Annotated in this window: 18 protein-coding genes and 1 pseudogene; 12 read left to right on the top strand and 7 right to left on the bottom strand. The window is 58.5% G+C overall.

Translation table 11 applies throughout. The annotated features are described in order from the left end of the window. The first annotated feature begins 183 nt into the window (after window positions 1–183). From lexA to SNL23_RS02140, 8 genes are all read left to right on the top strand, one after another. Complete coding sequence (gene lexA, locus SNL23_RS02175) at window positions 184–801, top strand: transcriptional repressor LexA (RefSeq protein ID WP_076016918.1); 618 nt, start codon at window positions 184–186, stop codon at window positions 799–801. Next, complete coding sequence (gene imuA, locus SNL23_RS02170) at window positions 801–1,412, top strand: translesion DNA synthesis-associated protein ImuA (protein WP_076016919.1); 612 nt, start codon at window positions 801–803, stop codon at window positions 1,410–1,412. Before lexA ends, imuA begins: the two co-directional genes overlap by 1 nt. A gap of 7 nt (window positions 1,413–1,419) precedes the next feature. Beyond that, entirely contained in the window at window positions 1,420–2,835 is a 1,416-nt protein-coding gene (locus SNL23_RS02165) for a Y-family DNA polymerase (RefSeq protein ID WP_318301492.1), read from the top strand. Then, window positions 2,811–5,900, top strand: a complete 3,090-nt coding sequence (locus SNL23_RS02160) for an error-prone DNA polymerase (protein ID WP_318301491.1) — start codon at window positions 2,811–2,813, stop codon at window positions 5,898–5,900. The genes SNL23_RS02165 and SNL23_RS02160 overlap by 25 nt, the downstream gene beginning before the upstream one ends. Before the next feature lie 113 nt (window positions 5,901–6,013). Further along, window positions 6,014–7,717 (top strand): ATP-binding protein, encoded by a 1,704-nt coding sequence (locus SNL23_RS02155; RefSeq protein ID WP_318301490.1) that lies wholly within the window; start codon window positions 6,014–6,016, stop codon window positions 7,715–7,717. A gap of 8 nt (window positions 7,718–7,725) precedes the next feature. Next, window positions 7,726–10,254, top strand: coding sequence for an excinuclease ABC subunit UvrA (gene uvrA, locus SNL23_RS02150; RefSeq protein ID WP_318301489.1), 2,529 nt, complete (start codon window positions 7,726–7,728; stop codon window positions 10,252–10,254). Between the two features lie 109 nt (window positions 10,255–10,363). Then, window positions 10,364–10,789, top strand: coding sequence for a hypothetical protein (locus SNL23_RS02145; RefSeq protein ID WP_318301488.1), 426 nt, complete (start codon window positions 10,364–10,366; stop codon window positions 10,787–10,789). An 830-nt stretch (window positions 10,790–11,619) separates the two neighbouring features. Further along, window positions 11,620–11,919, top strand: coding sequence for a hypothetical protein (locus SNL23_RS02140; protein ID WP_318301487.1), 300 nt, complete (start codon window positions 11,620–11,622; stop codon window positions 11,917–11,919). Window positions 11,920–12,144: 225 nt separating this feature from the next. Here the strand turns inward: SNL23_RS02140 and SNL23_RS02135 are convergent, their stop codons facing one another. The 4 genes from SNL23_RS02135 to SNL23_RS02120 all read right to left on the bottom strand — a co-directional run bounded on the left by SNL23_RS02135 (window position 12,145) and on the right by SNL23_RS02120 (window position 15,834). Next, window positions 12,145–12,921: a nucleotidyltransferase domain-containing protein gene (locus SNL23_RS02135; protein WP_318301486.1), complete on the bottom strand. Its 777-nt coding sequence runs from the start codon at window positions 12,919–12,921 to the stop codon at window positions 12,145–12,147. Window positions 12,922–13,082: 161 nt separating this feature from the next. Then, entirely contained in the window at window positions 13,083–13,322 is a 240-nt protein-coding gene (locus SNL23_RS02130) for a cytoplasmic protein (RefSeq protein WP_076016928.1), read from the bottom strand. A gap of 58 nt (window positions 13,323–13,380) precedes the next feature. Beyond that, entirely contained in the window at window positions 13,381–14,073 is a 693-nt protein-coding gene (locus tag SNL23_RS31455) for a methyl-accepting chemotaxis protein (RefSeq protein ID WP_442969512.1), read from the bottom strand. 1,116 nt (window positions 14,074–15,189) lie between these two features. Next, the gene (locus tag SNL23_RS02120) at window positions 15,190–15,834 is read right to left on the bottom strand and encodes a TetR/AcrR family transcriptional regulator (protein WP_076016930.1); all 645 of its coding nucleotides are present in this window, start codon (window positions 15,832–15,834) and stop codon (window positions 15,190–15,192) included. Window positions 15,835–15,899: 65 nt separating this feature from the next. Between SNL23_RS02120 and SNL23_RS02115 the strand changes: the two genes are divergently transcribed. The 3 genes from SNL23_RS02115 to SNL23_RS02105 are packed head-to-tail and all read left to right on the top strand — an operon-like array spanning window position 15,900 to window position 19,158. Further along, window positions 15,900–16,655: an SDR family NAD(P)-dependent oxidoreductase gene (locus SNL23_RS02115; protein ID WP_076016931.1), complete on the top strand. Its 756-nt coding sequence runs from the start codon at window positions 15,900–15,902 to the stop codon at window positions 16,653–16,655. 25 nt (window positions 16,656–16,680) lie between these two features. Beyond that, window positions 16,681–18,144, top strand: a complete 1,464-nt coding sequence (locus SNL23_RS02110; protein ID WP_083676720.1) for an MDR family MFS transporter — start codon at window positions 16,681–16,683, stop codon at window positions 18,142–18,144. A 21-nt stretch (window positions 18,145–18,165) separates the two neighbouring features. Continuing rightward, window positions 18,166–19,158, top strand: a complete 993-nt coding sequence (locus SNL23_RS02105) for an alpha/beta hydrolase (protein ID WP_318301484.1) — start codon at window positions 18,166–18,168, stop codon at window positions 19,156–19,158. A gap of 48 nt (window positions 19,159–19,206) precedes the next feature. Here SNL23_RS02105 and SNL23_RS31450 read toward each other — a convergent pair. Beyond that, a pseudogene (locus SNL23_RS31450) lies at window positions 19,207–19,287 on the bottom strand (YeeE/YedE family protein); the annotation flags it as partial. A 105-nt stretch (window positions 19,288–19,392) separates the two neighbouring features. Continuing rightward, a complete protein-coding gene (locus SNL23_RS02095) occupies window positions 19,393–19,863 on the bottom strand; it encodes a hypothetical protein (RefSeq protein ID WP_143503669.1) in 471 nt (156 codons plus the stop codon). Window positions 19,864–20,187: 324 nt separating this feature from the next. Between SNL23_RS02095 and yiaY the strand changes: the two genes are divergently transcribed. Continuing rightward, complete coding sequence (yiaY, locus tag SNL23_RS02090) at window positions 20,188–21,336, top strand: L-threonine dehydrogenase (protein WP_318301483.1); 1,149 nt, start codon at window positions 20,188–20,190, stop codon at window positions 21,334–21,336. Window positions 21,337–21,607: 271 nt separating this feature from the next. Here yiaY and SNL23_RS02085 read toward each other — a convergent pair whose 3' ends face one another. After that, on the bottom strand, window positions 21,608–23,245 hold the full coding sequence (locus SNL23_RS02085; protein ID WP_318301482.1) for an ATP-dependent helicase: 1,638 nt from the start codon (window positions 23,243–23,245) through the stop codon (window positions 21,608–21,610). Between the last annotated feature and the right edge of the window lie 2 nt (window positions 23,246–23,247).

The following is a 23,247-nucleotide window of genomic DNA, read 5'->3' as shown; positions in this document are numbered from 1 at the left end:
CCTGAAGTGATGTGAACAATGGAGTCGAGTATCGACCCCTCGTTCCTTCAGAAAAACCGCTGAATCCGAAAAGGACTCTTTACCAAAAGTCATGAGTGGTGAAGAGCAAGAGCCAACACAGCTACCGTGACCACATAGGAAGCGACTGACGGATATTGCTAGAAATTTCCCACAGGAGTACAAATGTACTCCATGACGAATCTAACGCCCCGCCGTACCGCCATCCTGACCTTTATCCGCGACCGTATCGCGCAGCAAGGCCAGTCCCCCAGCCTCGCCGAGATCGCGGAGGCGTTCGGCTTTGCCTCCCGCAGCGTGGCGCGCAAGCATGTGCTGGCGCTGACCGAGGGTGGCTTTATCGAGGTCAACCCCAACCAGGCACGCGGCATTCGCCTGCTCAATCAGCCGGCGCGGCCGGAGCTGCTGGACATCCCGGTACTCGGCCGGGTAGCTGCCGGCTTGCCCATCGGCGCCGACGCTGAAGTGCACAACCGCCTCTTACTCGACCCGGCCATGTTCGCGAAAACCCCGGATTACCTGCTGCGGGTGCAGGGCGATTCGATGATCGAAGACGGCATCCTCGATGGCGACCTGGTGGGCGTACGCCGCAGTGCCGAGGCCTTGAACGGGCAGATCGTGGTGGCGCGCCTTGACGGTGAAGTCACCATCAAGCGTTTCGAACACGTCGGCGAGCGCGTGCGCTTGCTGCCGCGCAACCCCGCTTATCAACCCATCGTGGTGCGGCCCGATCAGGACCTGGCCATCGAAGGGGTGTTTTGCGGTTTGGTGAGGCAAGGCTGATGGGCGCCGTCGTTGCACTGGACTCGCTGTTCAATGGCGGCCGGGTCTGGAAAGGCCGGCCCGCCGCGCCGCCTGCCAGCATCCATCCCACCGGGCTTGCGGCCCTGGATGCAGTGCTGCCCAGCGGTGGCTGGCCGGAAGCGGCGTTGAGCGAAATCCTGATGGCGAAGGAGGGCGTGGGCGAGTTGCAACTGGTGTGGCCGACCCTGGCGCGATTGGCGGCGGCCGGCGAGCGCATCGTGCTGGTGGCGCCGCCTTACACGCCGTACCCCCACGCCTGGCAAAACGCCGGGGTGGATGTGCGCCAGCTTTCCGTGATCCAGGCCGATGAACGTGACGCCCTGTGGGCCGTGGAGCAATGCCTGCGTTCCGGCAGTTGTGGCGCGGTGCTGTGCTGGCCGCGCAAGGCCGATGACCGGGCCTTGCGCCGCTTGCAGGTGGCGGCGGAAACGGGCCAGACCCTGGCCTTTGCCTGGCGTTCCTTGAACGAGGCCATCAACCCGTCACCGGCCGCCTTGCGCCTGGCGGTGGAGGCGAGCCCTGCGCAAGTGCGGGTGCTCAAGTGCCGGGGCGGCCTGGCCCATCCCGCGCCCATTGCGCTTGGGCACTGAGGTTGGCATGCGCTGGGTGTGTATTGTCTTCCCGCAATTGGCGCTGGACGGGGTGCTGCGTCTGCGCCCCGAACCGGATCAGCCATTGGCCCTGTTGGCCGGCACGCCCCAGCGGCGGGTGCTGCAAACCGTCAATGAGGCCGCCCGCAAACTCGGCCTGCGCCCCGGCCAATCCCTGACGGCGGCCCATGCCTTGACCAAGGCTTTTGCCTGCGCCGAATACGACCCGGCGCAGATCGAATACTGGCAGCAATTTCTCGCCGCCTGGGCTTACCGTTTCAGCTCCCAGGTCAGCGTGTATTACCCACGGGCGTTACTGTTTGAGATCGAGTCGAGCCTGGGCCTGTTCGGGCCCTGGCCGTTGCTCGAAGCGCGCTTGCGCAAGGAACTGACCGACCTCGGGTTTCGCCACCGCATCGTCGCCGCGCCGAACCCGGCGGCGGCACGGATTCTGGCGAATGCCTACGACGGCCTGGCCGTGGCCGATGAGCAAGGCCTGCAACAAGCCCTGGCGCCGATCCCCATCGATCGCGCCGGCCTCGACCCGCAAGCCGCCACCGCGTTGTCGCGCATGGGCCTGCGCACCCTGGCCCAGGTGCAGGCATTGCCCCGGCATACCCTGGCCCGGCGTTTCGACGCGGCGCTGCTCAAACACCTCGATGCACTGTGCGGGCAACGGCCCCTGGCCCTGGCGTTCTACCAACCGCCGGACCAGTTCGATGTGCGCATCGAGCTGAATTTTGATGTGCTGTCCCACCAGGCTTTGCTATTTCCCTTGCGCCGTTTGACCGGCGATTTATCGGCGTTCCTGTGTGGCCGCGACAGTGGCGTGCAGCGCTTTGACCTGCACCTGGAACACGCCGCAGAACCCGACACCGTCATCAAAGTCGGCCTGCTCAGCGCCGAGCGTGACGCAGCGATGCTGTTTGAACTGGCCCGTGGCCGCCTGGAGCAGGTGCAAGTCACCTCGCCGGTGCGTGGCTTTCGCCTGGTGGCCCAGGACCTGCCGGTGTTTGTGCCCCAGCGCCAGGACCTGTTCGACGAGCGCCCGCAACAAACCCTGCCGTGGGAACAACTGCGCGAACGCCTGCGGGCGCGGCTTGGAGACGAGGCGGTGCAAGGCCTGCGCTTTCACGCCGATCACCGCCCCGAATGCGCCTGGCAACCCGGTGCTGATCTTCGCCCGTGCTCACCCTCAAACAACGTGCAACGCCCCGGCTGGTTGTTGCATGAACCGACGCCCCTGGCCGAGCACGGCCTACACATCCTGATGGGCCCGGAGCGCATCGAATCCGGCTGGTGGGATGGCGCCGATGTGCGCCGCGATTACTACCTGGTGCGCACCCGCGCCGGCCAACAGGGCTGGGCGTACCGCACCGTGGGTGAAAGCGGCGCGCTGTGGCTGCAAGGCTGGTTCGCATGAATTACGCGGAGCTGCATTGCCTGTCCAACTTCAGTTTCCAACGTGGCGCCTCCAGTGCCCGCGAGCTGTTCGAGCGGGCCAAGCAGCAGGGCTACGCAGCGCTGGCGATCACCGATGAGTGCACCTTGTCGGGCATCGTCCGTGCCTGGCAGGCGGCCAAGGAAGTCGAGTTGCCGCTGATTATCGGCAGCGAGATGCGCCTGGAAAACGGCCCCAAACTGGTGCTGCTGGTGGAGAACCTGGAGGGCTATCAGCACCTGTGCCGGCTGATCACCATCGCCCGCCGCCGTGCGGAAAAAGGTCACTACCGCCTGCTGCAGGAAGACTTCACCTCCGTGCAAGGTTTGCTGGCGTTATGGCTGGTCGAAGACACCGACACCCAGGCCCATATCCAATGGCTGCGCAGCACGTTTACCGATCGCCTGTGGCTGGCGGTGGAGCTGCATTGCGGCCAGAACGATGCCCGCCACCTTGAACAACGTTTGAACCTGGCCGCCAGCCTGCACCTGCCGGCGGTGGCCTGCGGCGATGTGCATATGCATGTGCGTGGTCGCCGTGCCCTGCAAGACACCATGACCGCGATCCGTCATCACGTCCCGGTGGCTGAAGCCGGTGCGCGCCTGCACCCCAATGGCGAACGGCACTTGCGCAGCCTCGATGCACTGGCCGCGCTGTACCCGGCGCACTTGCTGGAAGAGTCCCTGAATATTGCCCGGCGTTGCACCTTCGACCTCGGCCAGTTGCGCTATCAATACCCGAGGGAACTGGTGCCCGAAGGGCAAACGCCTGAGAGCTGGTTGCGTACCTTGACCGAAGAGGGCATTGCCCAGCGTTGGCCGCACGGCGTGGACGCCAAGACCCTTGGGCAGATCAACGATGAGCTGAAGCTGATCACCGAGCTGGGCTACGAAAGCTACTTCCTCACCGTGCATGACATTGTGCGCTTCGCCCGCAGCCGTTCGATCCTGTGTCAGGGCCGCGGCTCGGCGGCCAACTCGGCGGTGTGTTTTGCCCTGGGCATCACCGAGATCGACCCCACTCTGACGAGCATGTTGTTCGAGCGCTTCCTGTCCCGGGAGCGCAATGAACCGCCGGACATCGACGTGGACTTCGAACACGAACGCCGCGAAGAAGTGCTGCAATACGTGTTCCAACGCTACGGCCGCACCCGCGCCGCATTGACGGCGGTGGTCAGCAGTTACCACGGCGCGGGTGCGGTGCGCGACGTGGCCAAGGCCCTCGGGTTGCCGCCGGATCAGGTCAACGCCCTGGCCGACTGTTGCGGGCGCTGGAGTGATGAGGCGCCGCCCCTGGAGCGTTTGCGCGAAGGTGGCTTCGACCCCGACAGCCCGGTGTTGCGCCGGGTGCTGACCTTGACCCAACAACTGATCGGCTTCCCCCGGCACCTGTCCCAACACCCCGGCGGTTTCGTGATTTCCGAACACCCGCTGGACACTCTGGTGCCGGTAGAAAATGCGGCCATGGCCGATCGCACCATTATCCAGTGGGACAAGGACGACCTCGACGCCGTGGGCCTGCTCAAGGTGGATATTCTCGCGCTGGGCATGCTCAGTGCGATTCGCCGCTGCTTCGACCTGCTGCGCCGCCATCGCAACCAGGACCTCAGCCTGGCCACGGTGCCCAAGGAAGACGCGGCGACCTACGCGATGATCAGCAAGGCCGACACCATTGGTGTGTTCCAGATTGAATCGCGGGCGCAGATGTCGATGTTGCCAAGGCTCAAACCACAGACCTTTTATGACCTAGTGATTGAGGTCGCCATCGTGCGGCCCGGGCCGATCCAGGGCGGCATGGTGCATCCGTACCTGCGGCGGCGGAACAAGGAGGAAGAAACTACCTACCCATCGCCGGAACTCAAGGCCGTGCTGGAGCGCACCCTGGGCATCCCGCTGTTCCAGGAACAAGTCATGCAGATCGCCATGGTCGCCGCCGATTACGGCCCTGGCGAAGCCGACCAGTTGCGCCGCTCCATGGCCGCCTGGAAACGCCACGGCGGCCTCGAGCCTCACCAGCAACGCCTGCGCACCGGCATGTTGAAAAACGGCTACAGCGAAGCCTTCGCCGCGCAGATCTTCGAGCAGATCAAGGGCTTTGGCAGCTACGGCTTTCCCGAGTCCCACGCCGCCAGTTTCGCCTTGCTGACCTACGCCAGTTGCTGGCTCAAATGCCATGAGCCGGCAGCCTTTGCCTGCGCGCTGATCAACAGCTGGCCCATGGGTTTTTACAGCCCGGACCAGATCCTGCAGGACGCCCGTCGCCATCATTTGCAGATTCGCCCGGTGGATGTGCAAGCCAGTGACTGGGACTGCAGCCTTGAACCGATCGAAGGCCAACAGCCGGCGATTCGCATGGGCTTGCGGATGATCTCCGGGTTTCGCGAAGAGGATGGCCGGCGCATCGAAACGGCGCGCCAGGCACGGGCGTTTTTCGACATTGCCGACCTGGGCGAGCGCGCTCGATTGGACACCCGCGCCCAGGAGTTGCTGGCGGATGCCGGTGCCTTGCGTGGCCTGGCCGGGCATCGGCACCGGGCGCGCTGGGAGGTGGCCGGGGTGCAAAAGCAACTGGGGCTATTTGCCGGTTTGGCCAGCCCCGAAGAAGCGGTAGTGGAACTGCCGAAGCCGACAGTGGGCGAAGACCTGTATGCCGATTACGCCAGCGTCGGCACCACCCTGGGCCCACATCCATTGGCATTGTTGCGCGATGAGTTGCGCGCACGACGCTGCCGCAGTTCCAAGGAGTTGCTGCTGGTTGAGCATGGACGCAACGTCAGCGTCGCCGGCCTGGTCACCGGTCGACAACGCCCGGGCACGGCCAGCGGCGTCACCTTCGTTACCCTGGAAGATGAGTTCGGCAATATCAACGTGGTGGTCTGGCGCGATCTGGCCGAGCGCCAACGCCAGGCGCTGGTGGGCTCGCGGTTGCTTAAAGTGGATGGGCGCTGGGAGGCAGTGGGGGAGGTTCGACACCTGATCGCCGGGCGTCTGACCGACCTGACCCCGCTGCTGTCGGGCATCAATGTGCGCAGCCGGGATTTTCGCTGAATCGGCCCTTGCCCCTTCATGCAGGCATAAGCAATATGCAATGAAACCAACTGCTGCCGCCGGGCTCAAAGTTTTCATCACCGCCCAGCTTTTATCTTTTGCAGAGCCGACTGATGCAGTTTTTATCCGATAACCACGGCTGTGATGGCTGGGCTGGCGAAATGGCCCAGAGGATTCGTGCATTCGATTGGTCCACTACCGACCTCGGCCCGATTGGTGACTGGCCCTCCAGCCTGACCAGTGCCGTGCAGATGATGCTGGCATCGCCCATCCCGATGGTCATGCTGTGGGGACGGACGGGTTACATGATCTACAACGACAGCTATTCAGTGTTTGCCGGTGGCCGCCACCCCTACCTGCTGGGGGTACCGGTAGAGCTGGGCTGGCCGGAAGTGGCCGACTTCAACCGCAATGTGGTCGACACCTGCCTGGCCGGCGGCACCTTGTCCTACCGCAGTCTGCCCCTGGAACTGTTGCGCGACGGCCGCCCGGAACAAGTGTGGATGGACCTGTATTACAGCCCCGTGGCCGGTGACGACCAGCAACCGGCCGGGGTCCTGGCGATTGTGGTGGAGACCACCGAGCATGTGATCTCCGAGCGCCTGCGTCAGGAACTCACTCACAACCTGGAACAGCGCGTTGCCGCCGAAGTGCAGGCCCGTTCCGCCGCCGAAGAACAGTTGCGCCAGTCGCAGAAGCTCGAAGCCATCGGCGGCCTGACCGGCGGCGTGGCCCACGACTTCAACAACCTGCTGCAAGTGGTCTCCGGCAACCTGCACCTGCTGGCCCGGCATGAACCGGACAACCTCCAGGTGCAGCGCCGGGTGAGCGCCGCCATTGCGGCAGTGGAGCGCGGGGCAAAGCTGACCTCGCAACTGCTGGCGTTCGCCCGTCGCCAGCCGCTGTCGCCGGCGGTGTACAACCCACTGCGCATCTATGAAGGCCTGGGCGAGCTGCTGCAGCGGGCGCTGGGAGAAACCATCCAGGTTGATGTACAACTGCCCAAGGATCCGTGGTGCATTAACGTCGACCGCAACCAATTGGAAAATGCACTGCTCAATCTGGCGATCAACGCCCGGGACGCCATGAAAGGCGAGGGCGTGATTCGGATCACCGGTGAAAACATCATCCTCAACCCCCCGGATTGCGCCGGCAAAAGCATCAGCCCCGGCGAATATGTGCGCCTTGCCGTCGCCGACAGCGGCGCCGGCATGTCACCGACGATCCTGGCACGGGCCTTCGAACCGTTTTTCACCACCAAGCCGAATGGGCACGGTACCGGCCTGGGCCTGAGCATGGTGTTCGGGTTCGTGCGCCAAAGTGGCGGGCATGTGGAGGTCGAGAGCGTGGAGGGCAGCGGCACCGTGGTGCAGATGTATTTCCCGCGCAGCCTCCGGCCGGAAAGCCAGGAAGCACCTGTCGCCCTTACGCCACAGCACTGCGGCGGCCAGGAGACCATTCTGGTGGTCGAAGACAATGAAGGCGTACGAGCGGCCGCAGTGGAATTGCTCGAACAATCCGGCTACACCGTGCTCACCGCCGAAGACGGTGACAGGGCCATGCAGATGCTACACGGCGGCCTGCAACCGGACCTGATCTTTACCGACGTCGTGATGCCGGGCCGGGTCAAAAGCACCGACCTGGCCGAATGGGCGCGTGAGCAAGTGCCGGCGATAGCGGTGCTGTTCACCTCCGGGCACACCCGCGACATTCTCTCCAGCAACCACCTGCTGAGCGCCGATATTCATCTGCTGAGCAAACCCTATAGCCCGGATGAGTTGGCGCAACGGGTGCGCTCGGTGCTGACTTCCCGATAAGGTTACCCATGACTTCCCAGCGCAATCTGCCCCCAGACACCTCACTCACCACCCAACGCCCAGGCTTCGTGCGGGTGCGGGGTGCCCGGGAACACAACCTGCGCAACGTCGACGTGGACATCCCCCGTGACGCCCTGGTGGTGTTCACCGGCGTGTCCGGCTCTGGCAAATCCTCGCTGGCATTCTCCACCGTCTACGCCGAAGCCCAGCGCCGCTACTTCGAATCCGTGGCGCCCTATGCGCGCCGCCTGATCGACCAGGTCGGCGTGCCCGACGTCGACTCCATCGAAGGCCTGCCACCTGCCGTGGCCCTGCAACAACAGCGCGGCACACCCAGCACGCGCTCCTCGGTGGGCAGCGTCACCACCTTGTCCAGCCTGATCCGCATGCTCTACTCCCGCGCCGGCAGCTACCCGGTGGGGCAACCGATGCTGTACGCCGAAGACTTTTCCCCCAACCTGCCCCAAGGCGCCTGCCCGCAATGCCACGGCCTGGGCCGCGTGTACGAAGTAACCGAAGCGCTGATGGTGCCCGATCCTTCCCTCACCATCCGCCAACGCGCCGTGGCGTCCTGGCCACTGGCGTGGCAAGGCCAGAACCAGCGCGACATCCTTGTTACCTTGGGCTACGACGTCGACATCCCATGGCGCGACCTGCCGAAAAAGCAGCGCGACTGGATCCTCTTCACCGAAGAAACCCCCACCGTCCCGGTGTACGCCGGCTTCACGCCTGCCCAAACCGGCGACGCCCTCAAACGCAAACTCGAACCCAGCTACCAAGGCACCTTCACCGGCGCCCGACGCTACATCCTGCACACCTTCACCCACTCCCAAAGCGCCCTGATGAAAAAGCGCGTGTCGCAATTCATGCAAGGCAGCCCATGCCCGCTGTGCGAAGGCAAGCGCCTGAACAAGGCCGCTCTGTCGGTGAAATTTGCCGGCGTGGACATTGGCGAGCTGTCGCAAATGTCCCTGCTGCAACTCGCCGAGCTCCTGCGCCCGGTGGCCGAAGGGCAGGGCGATAAAAAACTCTCCGTGGAAAAACGCCTGGCAGCCCAACGCATCGCCCAGGACCTGCTGGAACGCGTCAGCACCTTGACCGACCTCGGCCTCGGCTACCTGGCCCTGGAGCGCAGCACACCGACCCTGTCATCCGGTGAACTGCAACGCCTGCGCCTGGCCACCCAGCTGGGCTCGCAACTGTTCGGCGTGATCTACGTACTCGACGAACCGTCCGCCGGCCTGCACCCTGCCGATGGCGAAGCCCTGTTCGCCGCCCTCGACCGCCTGAAGGCCGCCGGCAACTCACTGTTCGTGGTGGAACACGACCTTGAAACCATGCGTCGCGCCGACTGGCTGATCGACGTCGGCCCGGCTGCCGGCGAACACGGCGGCCAAGTCCTGTACAGCGGCCCACCCGCCGGCCTGGCACAGATCGAAGCCTCGCAAACCCGCGAATACCTGTTCGCCGAAAAGCGCCCGGTCAGCCAACCACCGCGCCAACCCACCGGCTGGCTGAGCCTGGAAGGCGTCACGCGCAACAACCTCAACGACCTCAGCGTGGACTTCCCCCTGGGCTGCTTCACCGCCGTGACCGGCATTTCCGGCTCGGGTAAATCCAGCCTCGTCAGCCAGGCGCTATTGGAACTGGTAGGCGCAGGCCTGGGCCGCGTGGTGGAAACCGAAGACGAACCCAGCCTCGAAGACGACGCCCCGCAAACCAGTGGCGGCCGCATCAGCGGCGGGCTGGAACACATCCGCCGCCTGGTGCAAGTGGACCAGAAACCTATCGGCCGCACACCACGTTCCAACCTCGCGACCTACACCGGGCTGTTCGACAACGTGCGCAAACTGTTCGCCGCTACACCGGCGGCGAAAAAGCGCAATTTCGATGCCGGGCAATTCTCTTTCAACGTCGCCAAAGGCCGCTGCCCGAACTGCGAAGGCGAGGGTTTTGTCAGCGTTGAATTGCTGTTCATGCCCAGCGTGTACGCGCCATGCCCGACGTGCCATGGCGCGCGGTACAACCCGCAAACCCTGGCGATCAAATGGGAAGGGCTGACCATCGCCCAAGTGCTGGGGCTGACGGTTGAACAAGCGGTAGAGGTATTTGCCGAAGAGCCGGGTGTGCTGCGCTCGCTGCAAGTGCTGCGGGATATTGGCTTGGGGTATTTGCGCCTTGGCCAGCCGGCGACCGAGTTGTCGGGCGGGGAGGCGCAGCGGATTAAGCTGGCGACCGAGCTGCAACGCAATGCCCGGGGCGCGACGTTGTATGTGCTGGATGAGCCGACTACAGGGCTGCATCCGCGAGATGTGGATCGGTTGTTGAGCCAGTTGAATCATCTGGTGGAGGCGGGGCATACGGTGATTGTGGTGGAGCATGAAATGCGTGTGGTGGCGCAGAGTGATTGGGTGATTGATATCGGGCCGGGGGCAGGGGATCGAGGTGGGAAGGTGGTGGTGAGTGGAACGCCGCAGAAGGTGGCGAAGAGTAAGGGGAGCCGGACTGCGCCGTTTTTGGGGCGGGAGTTGGGATGAGTTTTGCTCGACGTGCGCCATGTTCGCCGGCAGCTTCGTGATTGCCCGAGCGTTCGGTAGACTGCAGCGGTTGGCTGGATGATCCGGCCTGTCGCTAGATCTGGAACTTATGGACACAAGTACACCTCAGGTACGAAACCTCTCACGCCCGGCGATGGTCACATTCTCGGTGGCTTATTGCTTGATTCTCACAATAAAAATTGCCTACTGGGTGGTCAGTGACGGCTGGGGTATGGCCAGGACGGGTGATATTTCGATCATCATGCTGCTCCCCGCTGCATTGACCTGCATTCTGTTGGCCGTGGGCAGCTTGTTGCTATGGTTGCGCAGTGCAAAATCTTCGTGGTTTCTATTGGGCTCGTTACTTTTCGGGCTGATGCTAATCCCGCTCATGCTTCCGGAAGTTTTCCTGGTATCGGCCAGCCAATATGTGCAGGTTGCCTGGTTCGTACTGCCGGCCGCCCTACAAGCAGCCTTGCTGATTGCCGTTTGGGTCTACAGCCTGCGGATACGCCGCACAGGCTATTTCAAGTAGCCTGTTCACGCTCAAAGCCCCGTCCTATGGAAAAGGGCTATGCAAGGTGCAGTAACGCCGGATAGTTTGGCGTTGTCCGCTGCTTTTGGCTGAGAGCGGTATTTTGTGAGGGCAGCTTTTGTCCGATTGCTACCCTTGGTGACTGGCGGCAATCGGCCAGGAGCAGACCTTCCTTAAATCTCCAAATAGGTTTACAAGCCAGATACGTTCACAAGTTTAGGCCAGACGGCATGACACTTTCCAAGGGCAGTATCATAAAACTGATCACTATTGACCGGGCGGCGGTGGTACTCAGGGACTGGATGAGTTCTCGGGAGGCGGCTCCTGGAGATATCGCCGTGGTGGAAAGGGTTTCAATGGGGGAGGCTGGATGTACCGTTCTCTTGTTGTGCGAGCCAGAAGTAGGATTTCTTGAGTGGAGAGCATCATATTTTGAGGCTGGGTTGACCTATGAGGTGCTTAGTAGCAGTCCCACTGACGTCGCCTCTTGAATGTCTGCTCAAGGCCGATTTCTACCTGCCGCCACCGTCAGCTTTGGGTCGATAGCAGCCGGTCTTCCATAGTCTGCACGCCATCTGTTGAGCTGGCAGTATCGGCCCGAGGAGGGGAGATCAAGGTTGATCCAGGCGCGGCCATTTGCATGTAAAACAGCAGGATCATTCATATGATTGCCCTTATCGGCTCGCACTGTCCGCCTTCAATCGTCAATTGTCCTGGTTCTAACCGGGATGTGCTTAACCACCATTAGCCCGGTTGAACTGCCAACGCGTGGAACGACCCGCTATGCCGGTAAGTCTACCTGTATCTACTCATGGGTAAGGTACAGCGCAATGGATAAGACAATCACCGTCGATCAACTAGCGACCACCGACCTTGGATCAATCAACGAAATATGGCTCGGCGGGACGCATACCCAGCTATGCCTATGGCGTGGCGAACAGGTCTTTACCCACGAGATGATGAGCGAGGGCACCCACGATCAGAATGTCCAACGCCTGTGCTTGCAGTTGGTCAACCCTGACGATCATGCCGCCGTGGTCAGCGTTGAGGTAATTGTGCGCGAACGGCTGAAAAGAATGGGGAAGGAGGGCGAGTTTTATCCCGCAGAGGAGGCTGATACTCATCAATAAGAACAGGAGTGTCGGCCATTTATGGGGAGTTGATCCAAGGCCTGTTGTCGCTTGGAAGCGTATCTTTCGATGATGATCCTGGAACGCTTAGGATGATTCACTCAATTCAGTAACACCACGGAGCAGCCAACAGGTTATGGATATCGAATTTCGCGGTAATGGCATGCGTGATAACCCGTCTGTAGGTACATGAATCGCCCCTGATTTCATAGGCGCGTTATGGATTCAACCGGTTTGTATAGCCATCCAGGTCAAAAAATGATGGAGCTGAGTCGTAAACTTCTTCGGCTTGGCATCCGGGTTCCTTGCCTGGGACAAGAAAAAAGAGATCTGCATCCTCATACTCGGGTAATGCTGAACAAACTGCTCGACAAGCTCTTCCAGAGTTTGCGGCCACATCAGGTCCTGTTCAGAGCGAAGCACTTGAGTTGACCGGATGAGTTTGCGCGAAGCTTCTCGCTGCAAGCGTAGCGATTGCGTCGGTGTGGTCGCCTGGTCGATAACATCGGCATACCGGGTCAGTACGGATTCAAAGTCACCATTCACGGCAATGGCGATAGCGCGCGACGGCTTGAGCCGGTCGAAGCGTTGGGTCAGATCATTGCCCCATAAGCAACGACAGTGATGCTTGAGCCAATACCCCCAGCTCAATCGATTGTCAGGTGCCAATACTTCAGAAAGCGTACCGATATCGAAATCGATCTTGGTGACTTCGGCATGCCGACTTTCCAGCGTGCGCCTTTTCGACTCCAGCATTTCCAGATCCTGCGACGTAGGAGGGCTGTGCAGAATAAGGGTTAGGTCCAGGTCAGAAACCCCCGGCACGGCGTCGCCTCTAGCGACACTGCCATAAATATAAATTCCGTCCAGCAGAGGTTCCGGCCGCGCGAGCGTCATGCAAACGTCCGTCAGCAAAGCCTGAAACTGTGGCTGCATCTCGACGTTGGACACGGTGAGGATATAACCGTCCGCATCAATGCCACGAGGATGGAGTCGTTCCATGAAGCCGTCCGTGAGTTGTGTTCAGAGAGAGACGTTAACAGAGCCAATAGTGAATGCTTCCGGCCCAGAGTGTGTAAATACGTAGCCGAAACGTGCGGCACTGAGATAAAGCTCCTCTGTAGATCTCAAACAGAAGGGATGCCATCGAGTGACGGAATCTTTTAGAACCAATACTCGTGCATTTTCGAGAGAAATTCAGGGGTAATCGGCAAGCTGGATGCTGAACCGATAACCGAGTCGATCCCGCACTTCGGACACAAAGCGGTGCCATCTAGGTCAACCCATTCAGTGATTTCTGAAGGCGAAAACACACCTAAGCAGTAAAAACAGCCACAGCGATCGCTTGCTTCAATTTGAGTGCGGTGATTTGTAGAAAATAGGTGCGCTGAAATCACATCCATGAGTTAGTCCTTAAACTCCAAATTTACTAGAAAAAATCGGGGTCAATCGAGCGTCCGCTCACTGATGAAACCGACGCCCCAACGCATCCAGCCGCACCGCAATCGGCGGTAACCGCTCACTGCTCCGGGCCAGCGTCTCCACATCCTGCGCCGTATTCTGCGCAATGCTCTGCACCGACTGCAGCCGCCCGACAATCTCCACATTCGCCGTGGACTGCTCGCGGGTGGTCGACACAATCCGCCCATTCAACTGATCAATCTGCGAAATATCATTGCCCACCGCCCGCAGCATCTCCACCGCCAGCTGACTGTCTTCCACGCAGCGCTCCACCCCTTGGCGGCTGTCGTGCATGGCTTCAACCGCTTGCCGGCTGCCGTGTTGCAAGCCTTCAATAATCGTCTTGATCTCCTGGGTAGACACCGCCGTGCGCTGCGCCAGGCTGCGTACCTCATCGGCAACCACGGCAAACCCGCGTCCTTGCTCACCCGCGCGGGCGGCTTCGATGGCGGCGTTAAGGGCCAGTAGATTGGTCTGGTTGGCGATGCTGCTGATGACTTCCAGCACCGAGCCGATCTGTTCGGCTTGCACGGCCAGCCCCTGGACCGTTTCGTTGGTGTCGTGGAGGCGGGTGGCGAGCTGGGTGATTTCCTGCTGGGCGCGGCCGACGCTTTCCTGGCCACGGATGACTTGCTGGCTGGCTTGCCCCGCGTGTTCGACGGCATGCTCCACGTGCACGGCGATATGGCCCATGGCGTCTTCCATGCGCTGCATGGAGTCGGTCATCTGGGCAATTTCCGCCAACTGGTGGCGTGCGCCTTTTTCCAGGGTGCCGCTGGCGTGGGCCAGTTCCTGGCCAAGTTGGCCGAGGCCGTGGGAGTCGCGGGCGACGCCGTCGATCAGGCAGGTGATCTGGGTCAGAAAGTGGTCGAAACGCGTCGCGAGTGAGACATGAACTTTTTCCGCGCTGCCCTTGACGGCCTCACCGCTGAACTGGGTGGTGACGGCGAGCATCTTTTCGAGCATTTCCTGGCTTTCCACCGCTTCTTTCTGACTGTGCACCGCGAGATAGAGCAGGGCGACCGTCTCCATCACCACGTAGAACGCGTGGACGAAAATCATGCTCCAGCCGCCGTGATGCTCCATCACAAACACCGGGAAGCCCTGGTGCTGTAAGGCATGAAACACCACGTGGTGCACCGCGATGGTAGCCGCGGCCACCAGGATAGGCAGCCAGTCGCGGTAGAACGTCAGCACCGCCAGCAGCGCGAAGATACCGAAGTGCGATTCGATGACGCCCTCGGCCTGGTTGATGTGCAACGCCGCCATCACCATCAGGCCAACGCCCAGCGCACAGCGCATCAGGCGGGTGCCGCCGATGACGCGATAGGCCAGGGTCAGCACCACACTGGTGCCGCCGCCTATGATGAGCGCTTGCAGCAGCGTGTCATGCCAAAACGCCAGGCCCAGGGAGAACAGCGTCATCAGCCAGATCAGGGCGAGCATGATGCGGTCGGCTTTACGGTAGTGCTCGATGAAACGGGCTTGCGCAGGCATTCACTCGTACTCCATGTGGACAGGCCGGGGTGAGGCAAGCATGCGACGTGCCATACGGGCATGCGGGGAGCGAATCAGGTGTAGGGGGGCGGGGATTGATTAGTGGTAGGAGGTTATCGGCGTTGTTGGGCGGGGCTTTAGGTTGGAAACGGCGAATAGAGGCTTGTCACGAGGGGCTGCAATCGGCCAATAGCGGCCAATCGCAAGTGGTGGTTTCCGCCCTTTAGCCGCCGTTCGTCTTTGGCTCGTTTGAAGAGTTTTAGGCTTATGCACTCGGTAGATCTGTCTTGCAAAGAGGTTGCCACCGAATTTTCAGCTTGGTTGGGTAACACAAGACTGGATCGCAGCGACGACCAAGCTTACAGGCTCGTCCTGTAAAGACAGATTGAGATCGGGTGAATCAAGTAAATGCCGCATAGTGGCGATTCCGATTACGTAGGACGCTATCAACGCAGCGCGAGCACTAGCATTTCTACCGCCTATTCGGAGCGCTAGCGGGTGCACGAACTCTTGTTTAAAGCGGCTTGATACGACCGACGAAGTCTCTGGGCTAGCTGCCGCCAGTAACAGCAAGCGCAGCGGGTTGAAGCCATCATTGTCAGCCTCAGATTTGTCATTTAACACCTGCCCTACGAGGAAAGCGCCAATGTCCTCCAGGTTTGCAGGCAGGTGCTCGTCGACATTGAATGCATTTTGAATGACGTGTTCGAACAATTGTTCCTTGCTGCCGAAATAGCGACTCACCAGCGCAGCGTCTACCCCAGACTCTCTCGCAATCTCGCGTATGCCAACGTTTTCGTAGCTCTTGGATGAAAAGCATCGCCGTGCGGCGTCGAAAATGCGTTGTCGGGTTTGCAACGCATTACGTGAGGGAGAAGCGGCTTTTGGAGTAAGCATGATTGAGGCGAGGACCGTTAACTGCTGTCGTGGCGACATCTTGTCATCAACTGTTGACATACACAAATCCATCGCGGAGTATCTAAGTCATCACTTGATGACAAAATACTGCGTGGGATGATTTTATGGCTGAAATAGTTCTTAAATTATCGGGCAAGGTCGCTCTGATAACGGGTGGCTCCAGCGGAATTGGCTTGGCTTCGGCGCAGCTGATGCATGAGCACGGTGCTCAAGTGGTTATCGTTGGGCGCGACGCCAAAAAGCTGAGCGAGGCCGTCAAGCTCATAGGGTTGCAAGCATCGGCGGTGGCGGCCGATATCAGCAAACTGGAGGATATTGACCGCGTGATGAGCGTTGTATCCGCGCGTTACGGCCGCATTGACGTTCTGTTGGTGAATGCTGGGACTTCACACAGTCCACCGTTGAGGGAAGTAGACGAATCAGCATTCGACACCATGATAGATCTCAATTTCAAAGGTGCTTTTTTCACCGTCCAGCGTGCATTGCCGTTACTGGCGGCAGAGGCGTCGGTGATCCTGACAGGCTCAGCGGCTGCAGACCTGGGGCGCTGGGGTGACCCTTTGTATGCGGCGTCCAAAGCTGCTGTGCGAAGCCTGGCTCGTACATTCGCCAACGATGAGGCAATGGCTCTCCGGCAAGTGCGGTTTAACGTGCTGAGCCCAGGTGCAGTCAAGACCCCGCTGACGCAATTGGCTTATGAGCAGCCTGACGTGGACGCCTATGTCTGTGCCGCCGTGCCGTTGAAACGCTGGGGGGCGGCAGAGGAAATTGCCCGCGCAGCGTTGTTCCTCGCTTGCTCCGATTCGTCCTACATGACGGGAAGTGTTCTGGCCATCGATGGCGGCATGGCACAAGTCTGAATGACCTACATCAGAGAATACGCCAATGCTAAATAACAACTTCCCATATTCCGACGCTGTACAGCCTGAGAAGGCAGTAGCGCTTTCAGCAATGCTATGGCCACTGATGCTGGTCTTGTTTATTTCGACACTCGACCAAACCATTATTGCCACCGCGCTCGCCCGCATGGGTGAGGATCTGCACGACAGTATTCACGCATCATGGGTCGCCACAGCTTTCTTGCTCACGAGCGCAATAAGCACGCTGATTTTCGGCAAGCTGGGTGACATGAAGGGCCGTAAAAAAGTGCTCCAGGTGGCTATCGCATTATTTGTTTTGGGTTCGGTGCTGTGCGCGCTTGCCCCAACAATGCTTTGGTTGATCGTTTTTCGTGCTTTCCAAGGCATCGGTGCAGGAGGGCTCAGCTCCCTGGTCATGGCGATTGTCGGCGACCTGGTTCCGGCACGGGACCGAGGGCGCTATCAGGCCATTCTCGGGGTAGTCCCTGCTTTGGCGATTATCGTCGGCCCGCTGTTGGGTGGGTTCATTGTGGACCAATGGAGCTGGCCCTGGATTTTTCTGATCAACGTTCCGATCGGAGGGCTAGCCTTCTATTTGATCGCCGTTCGCTTGCACTTGCCTGCTCGTTCAATAGCACACCAGTTGGATGTAGGTGGTGCACTCCTCGCGACCCTCTTCACGGGTTCATTTCTACTGCTGATGGTGCAAGGAGGACACGCGTTTGGATGGGGCTCATGGCAAGCACTGGGGCTGACGGCTATAAGTGTGATCGCCCTATCGGCGTACGTGCAGGTACAGCGCTTCGCTGCGGAGCCAATCACGCCGCTTAGACTGTTTGCCAATGACATTTTTTCGGTTTCATCGGCTTTGTTCTTCCTGTCTACGGCAACACTTTTTGTTGGCTTGCTCTTCGTCCCGCTCATGCTGCAAAACGTGTTCGGACTGTCCGCTCTAGGCGCTGGCAGCAGCATCATTGCCCTTTTATCAGGTCTGATCGGTGCAACCATGTTGACCGGTACGATCATTTCTGGAACCGGTCGTTACAAAATTTTCCCCATCCTGGGCGCACTGCTTGCGGGGCTTGGGCTTTACCTGCTGGGGCGATTGCATGTGGGCACGGCGCTATGGCTCATCGTGCTTTTCCTCGCGGTACTGGGCATCGGCCTCGGGTTCTTCATACAAGTTGTGGTTGTGGCAGGGCAGAACGCGGTTGCCTACGACGATCTGGGTGTCGCAACTGGCGCTCTGAACTTCTTCAAAACCCTTGGTGGAGCTACTGGCGCGGCCATATTTGGTGCCGTGCTCGCCCCCCGCATGGCACACGCGGCAACTGCCGAAGCGATGTTGGCGGCTTTTCACAGCGTATTCCAAGGCGCGATGATTTTAATGGTGCTTGCGTTGGTATTGGCTTTGCTGCTCAGGGAAAAACCACTATCACCAGAAATGGTCGCCGTAGCAGAGGGGCGCGTCGATGTTCCTGAATATTGAACTCACAACGGAGCGCGCGCAGTGACCTCTGAGCTTTTGGCATGGATGTGTGCAGCGACCATCACATTGTCAGTAACGGTATTGTTACTAATAAAGGGTAATACCGTTGTTGCACGGGAGGGTGTCGAACACATCACGGTGATCGGATGGGCGAGGGTGCTATTACTGCGTTGCGCTGCTCCTTTTTTCGTGGGCGTAGGTGGCACACTAGGCATCAGGAAACTATCCGCTCATGTGGTAAGGAAGCGGATAGAAACCCACCACGGAACGGTGACTATTACTGAGTATCGACCGCAGGGAGTGGAGGACGCACTGCCGGCGCATTTCAATTTCCATGGTGGTGGTTTCGTGGTCGGCTTTGCTCGGCAGGACGATTTGATCTGTCGACATATTGCTGTCAAAGCCTGCCGCGCGGTGATTAATGTGCACTATGCGTTAGCACCTGAGGCGCCTTTTCCAATTGCAATCATGCAAGCCTGCGATGTCATTGAGCGAATGATGACCTCACCGCACGAGTATAGGCTTCTTGCGGACACCCCCACACTCAGTGGGTTTAGCGCTGGAGGCACCATTGTCGCGGCCGTGACTCAACAGTTGAAAGATCGCAAGGATCTTGCACCTCGCCTGCAAGTGTTGATTTATCCAGGACTGGATTTTTCGTGGGACATCAATGAGCCCCTGGTACCGGTCGGGAATGCATCAGTGCTAACGCCTTCAATGATGAACTTTTTTCAAAGCCTGTACTTGCCAAAGCTGGCGGACCGCTTGCTACCGCTGGCATCCCCGGTATTAGCCGATAGCTTTAATGGTCTTTCGCCAACGCTCATTCTGACAGCGCAGAACGACTTGGTGAGGTCGGGTGGACAATATTATGCAATGCGTCTTGCGGCCGCCGGGGTAGACGTGCGTCATTTGGATTTCGCCAATTGCGATCATGGATTTACGCATTCCGGACCCGGGCAATCGGCCGTCGAAGCACTCGATATCATGACCGATGCAATCCGCACCGCGTAACGAATATGCAGTCGTTCAATGGCAGCTTTTGGCCGACTGCTGCCTCTCACACACGCCGTGACCACTGGTACAGCCGGAGCCGTACCGGGTTCCCACGCCGACGAGCACGCCCGCAATCACCAAGGTCAAGAAGAAACAACGCTTTCTCGCCTAATGACGTCCAAGGCGTAAAGTTGATCCAATCAATGCTCATTTTTTCAGTTCCTGCACAGAAGGGTGGGTGAAGGCTGTTGATCAGCGAACAGTGACCCCGCCATTTACACAATCGTGAATGACGCCTTCAAGCTTGCGACACAACATAATCAGCACAGCCGAAATGTCTGGGTCGCAAGGGTCTATCGCCACGCCGAGTGTAGAGACGGTTATCGACGATCCGTCACTGATGACCTGGTCTGGGGTGGTCGACTGGATGGCCAGTCGGGCATCACATTGAGCGATTTTTTGCGCGATCTCCGCATTCTGATCGAGGTTTTCCCATTCGATGATTTCCTGAATTTCCCCAGGTACCCAATCAGGGTCGTCCTCTATCTGAATCAGAAAAGGGACAGGGGTATGGACAAGCAATTGTGGGATGACCATCCCATAGCCGCTCCACTCCGTTACCGAGACGCGCCACGAGGCGTTTTCTCGCAGATGTTTGGCAACGTCTGACAACGTCAAACCAGTGTGTTTTGAGTTGTAGCAAATGTGTGCAGAGCTAGTCATCGCGGCGCGCCTGTCGACCATCGGTTATGGGCCGACGATGCTAAAGCGCTTGTGGTTTATAGACAATTCAAATGACCGCTCTGGGCCGATAGGTCGCATGCCCGCCTTGATGGGGCCGTTTGCCTCCCAGTACTAAAGGAGGAGCCGATGCCAGCTAAAGGACCATTTCAGCCTGACGCCATAGGTTTAGGCTCAACCCCGTGACAAAAGAAACCGCCTGCGACGGCCTGTCCACGATTGCAGCGTAACCGCGCCGCATCACCTGCGAGATGAGTAGAAAACCTCACTGACTCCCGTGTCTCCATAATAAAAAGAGGATTTATCATGAGTAGCACCTTCTTCATTCCCTCCGTGAACATGATGGGCATTGGCAGCCTCGACGAGGCGATGCTCGCAATCCGCAAATACGGATTCCGCAAAGCCTTGATCGTCACCGATGCCGGCCTGGCCAAAGCCGGCGTGGCCGCCAAGGTTGCGGGCCTGTTGGCCCAGCAAGACATCGACTCCACCCTGTTTGATGGCGCCAAACCGAATCCGACCGTCAGCAACGTTGAGAAGGGCCTTGAGCTGCTGGGTCGCAGCGACTGTGATTTCATTATTTCCCTGGGCGGCGGTTCACCCCATGACTGCGCCAAGGGCATTGCCCTGTGCGCCGCCAACGGCGGGCACATCAGTGACTACGAAGGCGTGGACCAATCCGCCAAACCACAAATGCCACTGATCGCCATCAACACCACCGCCGGCACGGCGAGTGAAATGACCCGTTTCTGCATCATCACCGACGAAGTCCGCCACGTGAAAATGGCCATCGTCGACCGCAACGTCACACCCCTGTTATCCGTCAACGACCCTTCGCTGATGGCCGCCATGCCCAAAGGCCTGACCGCCGCCACTGGCATGGACGCACTGACCCACGCCGTCGAAGCCTACGTGTCGACCGCGGCCACGCCGATCACCGATGCCTGCGCACTCAAAGCCATCGAATTGATCTCGGCCAACCTGCGCACCGCCGTTGTCCAGGGTGACAACATGACCGCCCGGGAAAACATGGCCTACGCGCAATTCCTTGCCGGCATGGCCTTCAACAATGCTTCGCTGGGTTATGTACACGCCATGGCGCACCAACTGGGCGGTTTCTACGACCTGCCTCACGGCGTGTGCAACGCGATCCTGCTGCCCCACGTGTCGAGCTTCAACGCCAGCGTATGCCCGGCCCGGTTTAAGGATATCGCCCATGCGATGGGGGTTGAGACTCAGCAGCTGGATGCGGAGAAGGGGGCGGCGGCGGCTATCACGGCCATCCGTAAACTGTCTGCGGATGTGGGGATTCCGAGTGGGCTCGTCGAATTGGGTGTGAAGGCTGACGATATTCCGACACTGGCAACCAATGCGATGAAAGATGCCTGCGGTTTTACCAATCCGCGTCCTGCCAATCAGGATGAGATTGAGCAGATTTTTCATACGGCGATGTGATTGATGTGAAGTGATGCTGGAGAGAACGCCCCGCTTTTGGTTGAAGTGCGGGGTGTTTTTGTTGGCTGACCGATAGGGTTGGAGTGGCTCACTGGCTGGCCGGCGGTCTGTCACGAGGGGCAACTGTCGGCCATCACCGGTCAGTCGTGAAAAGTAAAACCATTGCCATCAAGTCCGAATAGTCGTCGCGTAACTCAGTAAAGAATCGACGGCAGGTGAATGGCAGGAGGACTGTCTAACGGTGGTTGAAACTCATTTCAGCAGTGCCCCTCTATCGATACAGTCCTTTTATCCCTGGCAAGCTAAGAAACTGAGAGGGGCTGCCTTTTTTAACATTATCTTCAGAGTTTATTCTCTGAGTACTCGTGATCAAAACACACCATTTTTTTGCTCTAGTGATACCTACAAAGTGAAGATTCAGATCTTGATCCCAATCCGTAAAAACTTCCTCATTAAAATTTCCAGTGTATGTTCTCGTGGGGAACACCCAGTCATAGAGGTCCAGGTGAATAACCAAGTCAAACTCTAGCCCTTTCGATTTGTGGAGAGTCATCACTTGAATCTCACCTGATTGTGCCGCTTTGTAGTGCAAGATATCCTCTGTAGATGAAATGGTCTGTATTAGTGCTTCGACCTCTGTTTTGCTATCCGCAGAAAAATTGAAAAGCGTCGCAATTTTTATAAACTCGTCTGGAAGCTTACTCAATTCAAAATTTCGCAGACCATGGATCGATCTTCTAATGGCCCTGAGTCCTGCAGGTGTCCTTTTGTTTAGCAAGAAATCATCAAGTAACTGCTCTGCCAGCCTACGCTCGTCGAAATAAAAAGTAAGCAGAGCAGAGAAGAAGCGTCCCAGCGGGCTCGCAATTTTTGACAACGAGTCGTCTCTATAAAATCTTGCAGGCAGGGTGAGATGCCTTTGTAGGCGATCAATCGAACCGTTCCATCTCACTAATACCGCGACCTCACTCAGATCCTCTATTCTCAAGGCGTGAACTGATTTCCCTATCCAATTACTAAGGCTGCTAGCAACAGCCTCCTGCGTCCCGTCGAAGCTACGGTGATAAACATGTATGTCATTAGTCGCAACCGGAATGAGCTGGCACTGAGGGGAGTATAAGCGTTTGGAGTAATTAATTATTGAGGGATGACTGCGATGATTGATATCAATTATGTGATGTTCGAAATTGTCCACATCAGATGCGAGTGCCAAAAGGTGGCGAGGATCACTTCCACGGAATGCAAATATGGATTGTTGGGTATCACCAACGGCTACAGCTTTCAAACCCAGTGAGTGCAGGGCGCAAAAAAGCGCATGTTGAGGCTCAGATGTATCCTGATATTCATCTATGTAAACTGAGCGATACTTTGCTTTGATATAACGCCTGCAAGCTTCTGACTTTTCCAAGACCTTGCAAGCAATTATTGTGACAGCTTCTAGAAGAACGAACCCTTGCCGATAGTGCTCCATAAATTCCGATTCGTAGAAATCGTAGTCGTCTGTACTTAAATTAATATTTGATTTTGAAAGGTCAGGGAGACTAGCTTTGTATTCATCTTTTAATTGGCTGAACTGCACGCATGAAATTTCTTGCTTGCTAACTCCATAAATCCGAGCAAGGAATGGAAATACAACCTCAGCAAGACAAAAGTTGTCAATTGTGCCAAAAAAGCTTGCTCTGGTATTGGCACCGTTCTTTTTACATTTGTCGCCAAGTTCTTTGCTGGATTTTATTGTGAAAGATATTCCTATGATCCCTTGGTGTGGCTTGAGATTATGAAATTCTTGGCGGATCTTCTCCACCATTACTGTTGTTTTTCCACTTCCAGGGCAGGCCGTGATAACCATGCTGCCAGCGCAATCAATAGCCGCCTTCTGAGCATCACTGTAAGTAAATTTAGTAGGCATAC

Source organism: Pseudomonas sp. SED1 (assembly GCF_034044025.1).
In the GTDB taxonomy this organism is placed as follows: Bacteria; Pseudomonadota; Gammaproteobacteria; order Pseudomonadales; family Pseudomonadaceae; genus Aquipseudomonas.
Note: the sequence above shows the minus strand (reverse complement) of the source record. Positions and strands in the feature narration are given on the sequence as shown.